General features: G+C 67.8%; 14 protein-coding genes. 11 read left to right on the top strand and 3 right to left on the bottom strand.

Features of this window, described 5'->3' with window-relative positions:
* Positions 1-7: 7 nt before the first annotated feature.
* The 6 genes from rlmM (at position 8) to LRG07_RS00330 (ending at position 4,776) form a co-directional block, all read left to right on the top strand.
* Complete coding sequence (rlmM, locus tag LRG07_RS00305) at positions 8-1,030, top strand: 23S rRNA (cytidine(2498)-2'-O)-methyltransferase RlmM (protein ID WP_201242176.1); 1,023 nt, start codon at positions 8-10, stop codon at positions 1,028-1,030.
* 84 nt (positions 1,031-1,114) lie between these two features.
* Complete coding sequence (locus LRG07_RS00310; protein WP_201171135.1) at positions 1,115-1,531, top strand: SufE family protein; 417 nt, start codon at positions 1,115-1,117, stop codon at positions 1,529-1,531.
* A gap of 74 nt (positions 1,532-1,605) precedes the next feature.
* Complete coding sequence (locus tag LRG07_RS00315) at positions 1,606-1,764, top strand: hypothetical protein (RefSeq protein WP_238641547.1); 159 nt, start codon at positions 1,606-1,608, stop codon at positions 1,762-1,764.
* 19 nt (positions 1,765-1,783) lie between these two features.
* Complete coding sequence (locus LRG07_RS00320) at positions 1,784-2,809, top strand: alpha/beta hydrolase (RefSeq protein ID WP_201242175.1); 1,026 nt, start codon at positions 1,784-1,786, stop codon at positions 2,807-2,809.
* 180 nt (positions 2,810-2,989) lie between these two features.
* Positions 2,990-4,375, top strand: coding sequence for an NAD(P)/FAD-dependent oxidoreductase (locus LRG07_RS00325; protein ID WP_201242174.1), 1,386 nt, complete (start codon positions 2,990-2,992; stop codon positions 4,373-4,375).
* Positions 4,376-4,404: 29 nt separating this feature from the next.
* Entirely contained in the window at positions 4,405-4,776 is a 372-nt protein-coding gene (locus LRG07_RS00330; protein ID WP_238632504.1) for a hypothetical protein, read from the top strand.
* A 103-nt stretch (positions 4,777-4,879) separates the two neighbouring features.
* Here the strand turns inward: LRG07_RS00330 and LRG07_RS00335 are convergent, their stop codons facing one another.
* Positions 4,880-5,326, bottom strand: a complete 447-nt coding sequence (locus LRG07_RS00335) for a host attachment protein (protein WP_201171150.1) — start codon at positions 5,324-5,326, stop codon at positions 4,880-4,882.
* A gap of 89 nt (positions 5,327-5,415) precedes the next feature.
* On the opposite strand from LRG07_RS00335, the gene LRG07_RS00340 reads away from it, so the two are divergent.
* From LRG07_RS00340 to LRG07_RS00355, 4 genes are read left to right on the top strand one after another with little or no spacing between them, the layout of a single operon-like run.
* Entirely contained in the window at positions 5,416-6,309 is an 894-nt protein-coding gene (locus LRG07_RS00340; RefSeq protein WP_201171153.1) for a deoxyribonuclease IV, read from the top strand.
* 19 nt (positions 6,310-6,328) lie between these two features.
* Positions 6,329-7,390, top strand: a complete 1,062-nt coding sequence (locus LRG07_RS00345) for an FAD-binding oxidoreductase (RefSeq protein ID WP_201242172.1) — start codon at positions 6,329-6,331, stop codon at positions 7,388-7,390.
* The gene (locus LRG07_RS00350; RefSeq protein WP_201242171.1) at positions 7,387-7,968 is read left to right on the top strand and encodes a class I SAM-dependent methyltransferase; all 582 of its coding nucleotides are present in this window, start codon (positions 7,387-7,389) and stop codon (positions 7,966-7,968) included. Before LRG07_RS00345 ends, LRG07_RS00350 begins: the two co-directional genes overlap by 4 nt.
* A gap of 11 nt (positions 7,969-7,979) precedes the next feature.
* The gene (locus LRG07_RS00355) at positions 7,980-8,651 is read left to right on the top strand and encodes an SDR family oxidoreductase (RefSeq protein ID WP_238641548.1); all 672 of its coding nucleotides are present in this window, start codon (positions 7,980-7,982) and stop codon (positions 8,649-8,651) included.
* On the opposite strand, the gene LRG07_RS00360 is transcribed toward LRG07_RS00355, so the two are convergent.
* Entirely contained in the window at positions 8,626-8,952 is a 327-nt protein-coding gene (locus LRG07_RS00360) for a HigA family addiction module antitoxin (RefSeq protein ID WP_201171163.1), read from the bottom strand. The genes LRG07_RS00355 and LRG07_RS00360 overlap by 26 nt on opposite strands.
* A gap of 141 nt (positions 8,953-9,093) precedes the next feature.
* On the opposite strand from LRG07_RS00360, the gene LRG07_RS00365 reads away from it, so the two are divergent.
* Complete coding sequence (locus LRG07_RS00365; RefSeq protein ID WP_201171165.1) at positions 9,094-10,872, top strand: phosphoenolpyruvate carboxykinase (GTP); 1,779 nt, start codon at positions 9,094-9,096, stop codon at positions 10,870-10,872.
* Positions 10,873-10,968: 96 nt separating this feature from the next.
* Here LRG07_RS00365 and metF read toward each other — a convergent pair whose 3' ends face one another.
* A complete protein-coding gene (gene metF, locus LRG07_RS00370; protein ID WP_201171167.1) occupies positions 10,969-11,883 on the bottom strand; it encodes a methylenetetrahydrofolate reductase [NAD(P)H] in 915 nt (304 codons plus the stop codon).
* Positions 11,884-11,976: the final 93 nt, after the last annotated feature.

The following is an 11,976-nucleotide window of genomic DNA, read 5'->3' on the forward strand; positions in this document are numbered from 1 at the left end:
TGGGGCCATGGAATGGCAAGGCTGGATCCTCCACTGCCGCGCCGGCTACGAGCAGAGCCTCGCCTCCGAGGCTACCGCAGCGGCGCGCGAAATCGGCGTACACGGCTATTGCCGGGCACGGGAGCAGAGCGCCTATGTGGTCTTCCACGCCCCGGCCGGGGACGCCCCGCAACAGCCACCGCCATTGGTCTTTGCACGCGCTGCAGCCGGCCTAGTCGACGAGCTGCAGGGGCTCCCGGAAGGCGGCCGCGCGGAAGCCATTGCGGCGGCGCTGCCCCCGGCGACCGGCGGTGCCTCCCCATGGCTCGAGTACCCGGACAGCGACGAAGGCCGTCCCCTGGCCCGCTTCTGCCGACGCTTCGCTGGCCCCCTGCGCCACGCGCTGACTCAGGCCGGGGTGACTGCCGGCGATCCGCAGCAGCGTCTGCGCCTGCTGTTCCCCGACTCCCGCCACTGCTTAGCCGCTGTCGGCCCTGCCAGCGGTTGGCCGGGCGGCATCCCCCGGCTGCGGATGCCGCGAAGCGCGCCAAGCCGCTCGGTGCTCAAGCTCGAGGAGGCGCTCCACCGCCTGGTTCCGGAGCACGAGCAGCCCTACCCCGGCGAACACGCCGTGGACCTCGGGGCGGCCCCGGGCGGCTGGACCTGGCTGCTGCGCGAGCGCGGGCTCACCGTGACCGCCATCGATAACGGCCCGCTCGCCCCGGACCTTGCCCAAGATCCCGGTGTCGAACACCGGCGTACCGACGCCTTCCGCTTCCGGACACGAGCGGAGGTGGACTGGCTGGTCTGCGACGTCGTGGACCGGCCGCAGGGGATCACACGCCTGATGGCACAGTGGCTGCGCGAGGCGCGGGCCAGGGCGGCAGTATTCAATCTGAAGCTGCCCATGCGCCGTCCACTGGAGACCGTACGCCACGCCCTGGAGGCGATCCGAGCCACCGGCGCGCGGGTGCACGCCGCGCAGCTCTATCACGACCGTGAGGAGATCACCGTCTACGCACGGCGGACGGCCTCGCGGAATCGGTCGTAACGTATTATCCTATAGATCCCTATCTGTACTCCGCCCGGTGCCGGACCCACCGCACCGGCCAGACTCCGATCACGACAAAAGCCTATGGATCTCAACGAGTTAAAGGAGACCTTCGAGTTCATTGAGGACTGGGAGGAACGCTACCGCATCCTGATCGACCTGGGCCGGCAACTGCCGGAATTCCCGGAGGCGGAACGGACCGAGGCCAACCGGGTGGAGGGCTGCACCAGCAACGTCTGGCTGGTGTGCCGGCGCGATGAAAACGACCCGCAGCGGCTGGTCTTCCTCGCCGACAGCGACGCTTTCATCGTCAAGGGATTGATTGCGCTGGTGCTCATGGCCTACTCCGGCGCCACGCCGGACGAGATCCAGCGGACCGATATCCGTGAGGTGTTCCGCCAGCTGGGACTGGAGCGCAACCTCAGCCCCAACCGGCGGGACGGCTTCTTCGCCATGGTCGATCGCATCCATGAGCTGGCCGCCGAGGCTCAGGCCGCCTGAGCCACCGGAACAGGTCGCAGACGCAAGCCACCCACCAGGCGCCAACCAACTCAGGACGGATGAACCGAGACCCCTTGCAGAAACAACCCAATATCAAGCAGCGGCTGCAGGAACTCTCCCTCGACCAGCTGCGGGAACTCCACCGAGCCATCGACCGGGAGATCGAGGCGCGTTCCTTTGCCGACAGCCTCGAGGCGCAGATGCGTCTGTTCATGCGCCGTCGCGACCAGTAGGCAGCCAACCGGGGCCCCCTTGCGCAGACTGACCCTCGCCATCACCCCGCTGCTGCTCGCCACGCTGGCGGTCGGCTGCAGCCGCGCCGCTGTGGACGGCCCGGCAGACCCGCCCGGCGAGACACCCGCCTGGGGTGAGGGGTACATCCTCGCCGACGACGGTTACCGGCTACCTTACCGACGCTGGGGCCCCGAGCACGACGACAGCGCCGACGCCGTGGTTCTGGCGCTGCACGGGCTCAATGACTATAGCCGCGGCATGCGCTTCGCTGCCGAACACCTCGCCGAGGGTGGGGTCGCCACCTACGCCTACGACCACCGAGGTTTCGGTGAAACCGGGGACGCGGGCACCTGGCCTGGGGGGCAGGCACTGATCGACGATGCCGCCACGGCCGTCGAGCTGCTGGCCGAACGCTACCCCGATACCCCGCTCTACCTCATGGGCCATAGCATGGGCGGGGCCATCGCCATGATCCTGGTCGCCGAACAATCGCCGGAGGCGATCACCGGCACCGCGCTCCTGGCCCCGGCGGTCTGGGGGCGCGAGGCGATGCCCTGGTATCAGCGCACCGGCCTGTGGCTCTCTTCACGCCTGACCCCCGGTCTGCGCCTGAGCGGCGAGGATCTGGGGGTCGATCCGACGGACAACCCCGAGGTCCTCGAGGAGTGGCGAGAGGATCCGCTCATCCAGCGCGAAGTCAGTGCCCGCGCCTTGGCCGGGGTCACCGACCTCATGGACCGCGCCCTAGAGGCCAGCGAGCAGCTGGACTCGCGGGCACTGATCCTTTACGGCGAGCAGGATGAGGTCATCCCGCCAGAACCCACCTGTCTGATGCTCCACCGGCTCCCGCAGCGCCCGCCGGGACAGTGGCGCCTGGCCCTCTACCCGGAGGGCCATCACCTGCTGACCCGCGACCTGCAGCGCGACCGCGTACACGCGGACCTGCTTGCCTGGCTCCAGGACCCGGAGGGGGCGCGTCTCCCGTCAAGCCACGAGGTCGGGCATCGGGAGGGGCTGTCGCGACTGTGCGGTCACCGCGACTGAGCCGCCCCCTCACCCCGGGGCGACGAACCATCATTGACATGATTAATATCAAATCGACGCTTTGACAGCGCCCGCCACTCGTATACATTGAGCAAACATCGCGAGAGATCGATATAACCGATCCGCGGCGCTTCACAAGCGGACAAAAAACAACTGCAGCATGCAGTCAGGAGGAGCGAGATGAACGACCACTCCCCATCCGGGTCCGAGGGGCTCGACCTCAAGCGCCTGGTGGAGGCCTGCAGCCGGCGCGACTTCCTCAAGCTCTCCGGGATGAGCACCGGGGCGATCGCGGCCGGCGCCCTCGGGGCGGGCACCCTGCTCCACAGCGAGCCGGCCCGGGCGGTTCAGACCAACGCCCGCATCGTGATCGTCGGTGCCGGCGCCGGCGGGCTCAACGCCGCCAACCGCTTGCGCCGGGCCCTGGACGGCGCCGAGATCACCCTCGTCGACCGCCGCGAGGACCACTACTACCAGCCCGGACTGACGCTGGTGGCCACCGGCGAGTGGCCTCGGAGCAAGACCGAGGACCGTAACGAGCGTTACGTCCCCAGCGGGGTCAACTGGGTCAAAGCGATGGTCGCCGAGTACGACCCGGAGAACAACCGCCTCGTCACCGACGAGGGCGAGACCTTGGAGTACGACTACCTGGTCGTGACCACTGGTCTGGAGCTGCGCTTCGACCGCATCGAGGGCATGAGCGCCGACCTGATCGGCTCCCACGGCATCGGCTGCGTCTACGACAACCCCGGCAACGCGTCCGCCACCTGGAACGCGGTGGAGAACTACCTGCAGGAAGGCGGCAAGGGCCTGTTCATCCGCCCGCCGGGGGCGATCAAATGCGCCGGCGCCCCGCTGAAGATGAGCATGATCACCGAGCACCGCCTGCGCCAGCGAGGCATGCGCGGCAATGCCGACCTCCATTACTACGCCCCGGGCGACGGCCTGTTCTCACAACCGGATATCGACGAGTTCCTCAAGCGCCACTTCCCCGAGGAGCGGGACATCGACGTGCACTGGCACCACCGGGTCAAGGGCATCGAGCCGGAGCAGAAGCGGGTCACCTTCGAATCGGACGGGGACGGGGAGTACACCGAGTCCTACGACTTCATCCACCTGCCGCCGTCGATGAGCGCCCCCGAGCCGCTGCGCGAGAGCGATCTCGCGGCCCGGGAAGCCCCCTACGCTGATGGCGGCTGGTTGGAGGTGGATCAGTACACGCTCCGGCACAAGCGCTACCCGAACGTCTTCGGAGCCGGCGACTGCTGCGGCGTGCCGATCGGCAAGACCTCGGCCACGGTCAAGAACATGACCCCGGTCATGGTCGAGAACCTGATCCGCGTCATCCAGGACCGGGAGCCCACCGCCGAGTTCGACGGCTACACCTCCTGCCCGCTGATTACCGAAATCGGCCAGGCGATCCTGGTGGAGTTCAACTACGATCTGGAAATGACGCCCTCGTTCGGCTTCATCAGCCCCTACCGCGAGCACTGGATGGCCTGGGTGATGAAGGAGCACCTGCTGCTCCCGGCCTACAACGCCATGCTCCACGGCCGCATGTCCTGAACCAGCGAAGGGGGTAGAGAAGCATGATTATGGAAACCATTACCGTGGCCATCCAGTTCCTCGGGGGCACCCTGCCCGCGATCATCATCCTGGCCATCGTCGACCTTATCCTGCTGGCCCTGCTCATCGCACGCGTAGGCAGCAGCTTCCGCAACTTCGGTCGGGCCCTGGGCAGCGCCCTGGGCGTGGGCGGTGTCGTGGCCCTCATCTCGGTATTCCTGCTGCCGGCCCACACCGGCGCGAGCTGGGCCAACCTGTACGGAGCCACCGACTATCTGGGCCTGCTCGGCATCTCCGTGGGGCTCGGCCTGGCCGCGGCCGCCGCGACCTTCCCGCCGATCCAGTACCTGCTGGGCATGGCCCCGTCGGGGCATGGGCAGCGCCAGAGGGCCCGCGCCTGATCGGCACCATACCTGGGCGCCGGGTCTTCCCCACGGACCGGTGGAATACAGCAAGGCCGCCCCGAAGGGCGGCCTTGCTGTCTGCGGGTGTGGCATCGGCTGCTCAGAAGAGGAAATCCGGCAGATGTTTGCGGATTTGCTCGGGCCGCTCCAAGTGGCAGATGTCCTTGTCCACCTCATGGCTGATCGCCGCTTTCAGCCCACCATCCAAGTGATGCCGGATCTGTCCGAGAAAATGCGGCGCAGCCGCCACCACCAGATGCTCGAAACGCTTTTGCTGATGGGCCTGCTCAAGCCATCGCACCAGCTCACGGGCAAAACGATCTGACTCCACCTCCTTGATGTCGGTGGGCGGATCCATCGCATGGCGCCCACCTCCGGCGGACTCCGAGATCCGACCCGGGCGGTCCGTCACCAACTCATGGGCCGGTACACGCAGCTCCGGGTTCACCCAAGTCTCGACCTCCTGCAGGGACTGGCCCGAGCGCTGGTCGCTGGCAAAGACCCGTGCCTGGGCTGCGTCGGCTGCCACTACCCACACTTTCGACATGTTGCGACCTCCTTCGCGCTGATGTCATAACCCATGCGTGCCTACCCCAATATTAGTAGACTGCGCCCCTTTCCCGAGGAGGACAAGCCATGCCCGAACTCGGCGCTCACGTCTCGGCGGCCGGCGGGCCGCAGCGCGCCCCGGAACGCGGCCGGGAGATCGGCTGCGATAGCATCCAGGTCTTCACCCGAAACCAGCGCAGCTGGCAGGTCAAGCCGATCACTGCCGAGGAGGCCGAAGCCTTCCGACGCGTTCGGGCGGAGCAGGGCATCGGTTCGGTGATGAGCCACGCCTCCTACCTGATCAACCTCGCTGCCACCGATCCGGAAAAGCACGCCAAGTCGCAGGCAGCGCTGGAAGCCGAACTCGAGCGCTGCCACCGGCTCGGCATTGAACTGCTCAATTTCCATCCCGGTGCCCACCTCCAGGCCGGAACCGAGGCCGGGATCGAGGCCATTGCGGCCACGCTCAATGCCATCTGCCGCAACCACCCGGACAAAACGGATGTCTGTCTCGTCCTGGAGAACGTCGCCGGCCAGGGCACCACCGTGGGCGCCGACTTCGCCGAGCTGGCCGCCATCCTGGAACGGCTGGAGACCCCGGAACGCTTCGGGGTCTGCATCGACACCGCACACGCCTTTGCCGCCGGCTACGAGCTGCATACCGCTACGGGCTGGGAGGCCATGTGGGCAGCCTTCGACACCCATATCGGCCTGCGCCGGCTGGTCGCGCTGCACCTGAACGACTCGCGCCCACCCTGCGGCAGTCGCAAGGATCGGCACGCGCTTATCGGCCGTGGCGAGATCGGCCCCGACGCCTTTGAGCGCGCGGTCACCGACGCCCGCACCCGCGCCCTGCCACAACTGCTCGAGACGCCCGCCGGCCCCGAGGGCTGGGCGCGCGAGATCGAATGGCTGCGTGGCTGCGCCCGTGGCGAGCGCCCTGCTCTGCCGGAGATCGAAGACCGCAACATCAACCTGTGACCGCTGTGAGGAGTCCCCAATGAGCCAACCCCCCTTCCTGATCGTCGGCCAGGGCCTCGCCGGCAGCCTGGTCGCCCTGAGTCTGCTCGAACGCGGAGCGGCGGTGACTGTGGTGGATGACGGCAAGACCGACGCCCCCTCGCGGGTCACCCCGGGACTGGCCACACCGATCGCCGGTCCGCGCCTGACCTTCCCCCCTAGCGGCGCGGAGACCGCCGCCGGCTCGTGGCGGCGCTATCGCAGCCTGGAGCGGTGCTTCGGGCAGCGTCTGCTGCAGTCCCACGACATCCTGCACATGGCCGGCGGCCGCGAAGAACTGCGGCAATTCCAGAAGCGCAGCCTCGACCCGGCATTTGCCCGCTGGCTCGGGCGGCAGTTCTCACCCGGCGATCACGATGGCGTTCTGGCCGACCCCTGGGGCGGGTTCGAGATCCGCGGTGGGCAGGTCAACGTCCCGGCGCTGCTCGGTCACGTCGCCGACTATCTGCGCGATCGGGACTCGCTGCGCGACGGGATGGTAACGACCGAGGAGCTCCGAACCGATGCCGATGGAGTCACCTGGCAGGGCCAGCGCTACCGTGAGGTGGTCTTCTGCGACGGCCCCAGCGGCTCGGACAACCCTTGGCTGGCCGGCGTCGGTCTGCAGTGCGTCCCCGGCGAGGTGCTCACCGTGCGCCCCACGCACCCGATCCCCAACCACATCTACCATGGCCGAGCTGGCTACCTGGCACCGCAGCCCGGACAGCGCGGCGTCTTCCGGCTCGGCGCCACCTACGGCAAGCCCGACACCCCTGCCGCAGCCACCGAGTCCGGTCGCGAAACCCTGCTCGGCCAGCTCCCCCGTTTGCTTTCTCGGCCGCCACGGATGGAGGTCGTCGAGCATCGGGCCGGCACCCGACCGGCCACCCCGCAGCGCTGCCCGGTGCTCGGCCGAATCCCCGGCCGACCGGCCGCCGTACTCAACGGCCTCGGCGCCCGCGCCATGCTCCAGGCCCCCTACCTAGCCGAGCGGCTGGCCGAGCACCTGCTCGAGGACGCACCACTGCCCGAGGGTTGCCTGGCACCCGCTCGCCCGGAATGAGCGAACCCCTGACGCAGACCGCTCACCGCCACGTGGCCCAGGTGCTGGGCCGTGGCGGCCGCGCGGTCGACGCCACGGCCGGCAACGGCCACGATGCCTGCTTCCTGGCCGCCCAGACCAACCCCGGAGGCAGTATCCTGGTCATCGATCTGCAGTGGGACGCCCTGCAGAATACGCGGGCTCGCCTAGCAGCACGCGGACACCTGCCCGCCTGCCACCTGGTCCAGGCCGATCATCGGCACCTGGCCGGCTTGACGCCGCCGGACTGGCACGGCAGCGTCGATTCCGTCATGTTCAACCTCGGCTACCTGCCCGGAGGCGACCGAAGCGTCACGACGCACCCGGAGCGGACCAGGCCGGCACTGGACGCCGCCCGGCAACTGCTCAGGCCCGGCGGCCTGATCAGCGTCATCGCCTACCGGGGGCATCCCGGCGGTCCGGACGAGGCCCGCTGTGTGGCGAGCTGGATGGCCACCGCCGCGGCCGCCGGCGACCTCTGGCAGGAGCGGGGGAGTGGCGGCGATACCGCCCCGATCCTCCACCTGCTCTGGCGCCGCGCCGAGGGCGATCACCACTAGGAGGCAGCATAATGGCGAAATTGATCCTAGGCGCCAACCGAGGCATCGGCCTGGAGACCACGCGGCAGCTTTGTGCGCGCGGCGACCACGTAATCGCTACCGCGCGCAGCGCCTCGGAGGAGTTGCGCAACATCGGCGCCCAGGTCCACGAAGGAGTGGACATCACCCGGCACGACACGCTCGATGCCCTGGCCGACGAACTGTCCGGGCAACCCCTGGAATGGGTCCTGGTGGTCTCCGGGCTGATGCGGGTCCAGCGCCTGGGCGCCCTCGACGAGGCCGCGGTGGCGGGTATCCGCGCCCAGTTCGAGACCAACGCCCTCGGCCCGCTGATGGCCGCGGAAGCACTCCATCCCCTGCTCAGCGACGGCGGTAAACTGGGGATCGTCACCAGTCGCATGGGCTCGATCGGCGACAACACCTCTGGCAATAGCTACGGATACAGGATGTCGAAAGCCGCGGTGAACATGGCGGCCGTTTCGCTGGCCCACGACCTACGCCCGCGCGGGATCGCCGTGGCCCTGCTACACCCCGGCTGGGTGCGCACGGACATGACCAGCCAAAACGGCCTAATCGACCCGCCGGAGTCCGCTGCCGGGCTGATCGACCGGATGGACCAAGTCAGCCTGGAAGACTCGGGGCGCTTCTGGCACGCCCCTAACCGGGAGATCCTTCCCTGGTAGCCAGCGGCTGGATCGTCTCCAACTTGCCCTGCAAAACGATCTGCGCACGATCCAGGTCGTACTGATTCTGCAGCTGCAGCCACAGCTCCGGCGCAGTGCCGAAAAAACGGGCCAGACGCAGCGCGGTATCCGCTGAGATGCCGCGCTTGCCCAATACCAGTTCATTGATGCGCCGGGGCGGCACGCCGATGGCGCGAGCCAGCTTGTACTGGGACAACCCGGCCGGCTCAAGGAACTGCTCGAGCAGCACCTCGCCCGGGTGGATAGGCATCCCGGCGGTGGTGTTCCGTCTTTGGCTCATGCCGTAACCATAACGCACCCCGTTCAGGCCGCAAACGCGGACACCGTGGTAGGCTGCGACTTAACAATCGCGAAACCATGACCCATCATGTTCATTGATAGGTCGTTGCTAAAACCGACGCCGCGCCCCACGGGAGGAACCATGACGGAACACCAACAGCTGCTTCGTTGGGTCGAGGAGATCCGCCAGCTGTGCCGACCGAGCAACGTCCACTGGTGTGACGGTTCAAGGGACGAGTACCAGGCCATGTGCCAGCTCATGGTCGCCGACGGAACCGCCCAGTGGCTCAACCCCGAGCTACGCCCCAACAGCCTGCTCATTCGCTCGGACCCGGCCGATGTGGCTCGGGTTGAAGACAGCACGTTCATCTGCTCGACCGATCCCGACGACGTCGGCCCCACCAACAACTGGGCCGACCCGGAGGAGATGCGCAGCCACCTCCGCGGCCTGTTCGACGGCTGCATGGAGGGCCGCACCCTCTTCGTGATTCCCTTCTCGATGGGGCCGGTGGGCTCGCCGATCGCGCACATCGGCGTCCAGCTCACCGACTCGCCCTACGTCGTGGCCAACATGCACATCATGACCCGTGTAGGTCAGCCGGTGCTCGACGTCCTCGGCCGTGACGGACGCTTCGTCCCCTGCCTCCACTCCGTGGGCTATCCGCTGCGTGACGGCGACCCCGGCGTGCCCTGGCCCTGCGATCCGGACAACCGTTACATCGTCCACTTCCCCGAGTCCCGGGAGATCTGGTCCTACGGCTCGGGCTACGGCGGCAACGCGCTACTCGGCAAGAAGTGCTTCGCCCTGCGCATCGCCTCGGCCATGGCCCGGGACGAGGGCTGGCTGGCCGAGCACATGCTGATCCTCAAGCTCACCAGCCCCGATGGCGACGTCCAGTACATGGCCGGGGCATTCCCGTCGGCCTGCGGCAAGACCAACCTGGCCATGCTGCGGCCGCCCATGCCGGGCTGGAAGGTCGAGACCATCGGCGACGACATCGCCTGGATGAAGTTCGGCTCTGACGGGCGCCTCTACGCCATCAACCCCGAAGCCGGCTTCTTCGGGGTGGCGCCGGGCACCTCGTACAAGTCCAACGCCAACGCCATGGAGGCCCTCCACGGCAACGTCATCTTTACCAACGTCGCCGGAACGCCCGAGGGCGACGTCTGGTGGGAAGAGATGACCGACGAGCCGCCGGCCGAACTCACCGACTGGAAAGGACGCCCGTGGACGCCGAACAGCGGCGAGCCGGCAGCCCATCCCAACGCCCGCTTCACGGCCCCGGCCCACCAGTGCCCGGCGATCGCCCCCGAGTGGAACGACCCGGCGGGTGTGCCCATCGACGCCATCATCTTCGGTGGCCGCCGGGGCGAGACCATCCCCCTGGTCCAGGAGGCGCGAGACTGGCAGCACGGGGTCTTCCTCGGCTCGGTCATGGGCAGCGAGAAGACCGCCGCTGCCACCGGCAACCTGGGGGCCCTGCGCCGCGATCCCATGGCCATGCTGCCGTTCTGCGGCTACAACATGGCTGACTACTTCGCCCACTGGCTCCGGCTGGGCGAGCAGTCGGGACGCCAGCTACCGACGATCTATCACGTCAACTGGTTCCGCAAGGACGACAACGGCCGCTTCATCTGGCCGGGCTTCTCCGATAACGCCCGGGTCCTGAAGTGGATCTTCCAGCGCAACCGAGGCGAGATCGACGCCCTCGAGAGCCCGATCGGGCGGCTGCCTCGCCCCGGCGACGTCGACCTCAGCGACCTGGAGATCGGCCCGGAGACCCTCACCGACCTGCTGGAGGTGGACGCCCCGGGCTGGCGGCGGGAGATCGAGCTTATCCGCGATCACTACGCGCAGTTCGGCGACCGGCTCCCGGCGCAGCTCTGGCAGGAGCTGGAATGGCTGGAGGAGAACCTCTAAAACCGACCCATCGGCCCCAGCCCATTGCAAAAGACCCCCGCCAGGCACCTGCCCGGCGGGGGTCTCGTTCCGGCCGATTCTGGTGCAGCGCCGGTCTCAGGGCTGCGCCGGCACCTCGACCTCGTCCGGCTTGCGCACCTCGCCGCCGGTCTGCTCCGACAGCCCGAGGTTGTGCCAGATGCGCTCGACCACCGGCGCCTTGTTCAGGGCGTAGAAGTGGATACCGGGCGCACCGTTGTCCAGCAGGTCCTCGCACAGCCGCGTCACGACGTCGATGCCGTACTCCATCCGCGACTGCGGGTCATCCTTCCAGGCCTCCATCCGCTGTGCCAGCCAGCGCGGCATATCGGCCTTGCAGGCCGCGGCGAAACGCGCCTGCTGCTCGAAGTTCATCAGCGGCATGATGCCGGGGACGATCGGGATGTCCACCCCGCGCTTCTCGCAATCTTCGACAAAGCGGTAGTAGCAATCCGCGTTGTAGAAGAACTGCGTGATTGCCGAGTCCGCGCCGGCCTTGGCCTTGCGGACGAAGTTCTCAATATCGGTCAGGGCGTCCGGGGCCTCCGGGTGGAACTCCGGATAGGCACCCACCTCGATGTAGAAGTGGTCACCGGTGACCTCGCGGATGAGCTCGACGAGCTCGTTGGCGTAACTCAGCTCGCCCTGGCCCATGGATCCGGAGCCGGACGGCCGATCGCCGCGCAGGGCAACGATGTACTTCACACCCTGCTCCTTGTAGTCGAGGATCATCTGCTTGAGCCGATCCCGACTGGCGTCGATGCACGACAGGTGGGGCGCCGCGTCGGCGGTGCTGCTGCGCTGGATGTCGATGACCGTCTCGAAGGTGCGATCCTGGGTCGACCCCCCGGCGCCGAACGTCACCGAAAAGTAGGCCGGGTTCAGCCGCTCCAAGCGCTCCCGCGTGGCCTTCAGGTTCTCGGCCCCCTCGTCCGTCTTGGGCGGGAAGAACTCGAAACTGAAGACGCGGGGGTGTTTCTTTTGACTTTCCATTGAACCCCTCCGATTGACTCGAAGCGTTCAGTGCTCAGTGTTCAGCGTTCGGACCGCTTGGCCCGAACGCTGAACGCTGAACGCTCTGGGCGC

The organism is Halorhodospira sp. 9622, assembly GCF_022228025.1.
Classification (GTDB): Bacteria; Pseudomonadota; Gammaproteobacteria; order Nitrococcales; family Halorhodospiraceae; genus Halorhodospira; species Halorhodospira halophila_A.

Excerpts from the sequence above, each read along its gene's own strand:
- rlmM (WP_201242176.1), top strand. The coding sequence starts at position 8 with ATGGAATGGCAAGGCTGGATCCTCCACTGCCGCGCCGGCTACGAGCAG.
- LRG07_RS00310 (WP_201171135.1), top strand. The coding sequence starts at position 1,115 with ATGGATCTCAACGAGTTAAAGGAGACCTTCGAGTTCATTGAGGACTGG.
- LRG07_RS00325 (WP_201242174.1), top strand. The coding sequence starts at position 2,990 with ATGAACGACCACTCCCCATCCGGGTCCGAGGGGCTCGACCTCAAGCGC.
- LRG07_RS00330 (WP_238632504.1), top strand. The coding sequence starts at position 4,405 with ATGGAAACCATTACCGTGGCCATCCAGTTCCTCGGGGGCACCCTGCCC.
- LRG07_RS00335 (WP_201171150.1), bottom strand. The coding sequence starts at position 5,326 with ATGTCGAAAGTGTGGGTAGTGGCAGCCGACGCAGCCCAGGCACGGGTC.
- LRG07_RS00340 (WP_201171153.1), top strand. The coding sequence starts at position 5,416 with ATGCCCGAACTCGGCGCTCACGTCTCGGCGGCCGGCGGGCCGCAGCGC.
- LRG07_RS00345 (WP_201242172.1), top strand. The coding sequence starts at position 6,329 with ATGAGCCAACCCCCCTTCCTGATCGTCGGCCAGGGCCTCGCCGGCAGC.
- LRG07_RS00350 (WP_201242171.1), top strand. The coding sequence starts at position 7,387 with ATGAGCGAACCCCTGACGCAGACCGCTCACCGCCACGTGGCCCAGGTG.
- LRG07_RS00355 (WP_238641548.1), top strand. The coding sequence starts at position 7,980 with ATGGCGAAATTGATCCTAGGCGCCAACCGAGGCATCGGCCTGGAGACC.
- LRG07_RS00360 (WP_201171163.1), bottom strand. The coding sequence starts at position 8,952 with ATGAGCCAAAGACGGAACACCACCGCCGGGATGCCTATCCACCCGGGC.
- LRG07_RS00365 (WP_201171165.1), top strand. The coding sequence starts at position 9,094 with ATGACGGAACACCAACAGCTGCTTCGTTGGGTCGAGGAGATCCGCCAG.
- metF (WP_201171167.1), bottom strand. The coding sequence starts at position 11,883 with ATGGAAAGTCAAAAGAAACACCCCCGCGTCTTCAGTTTCGAGTTCTTC.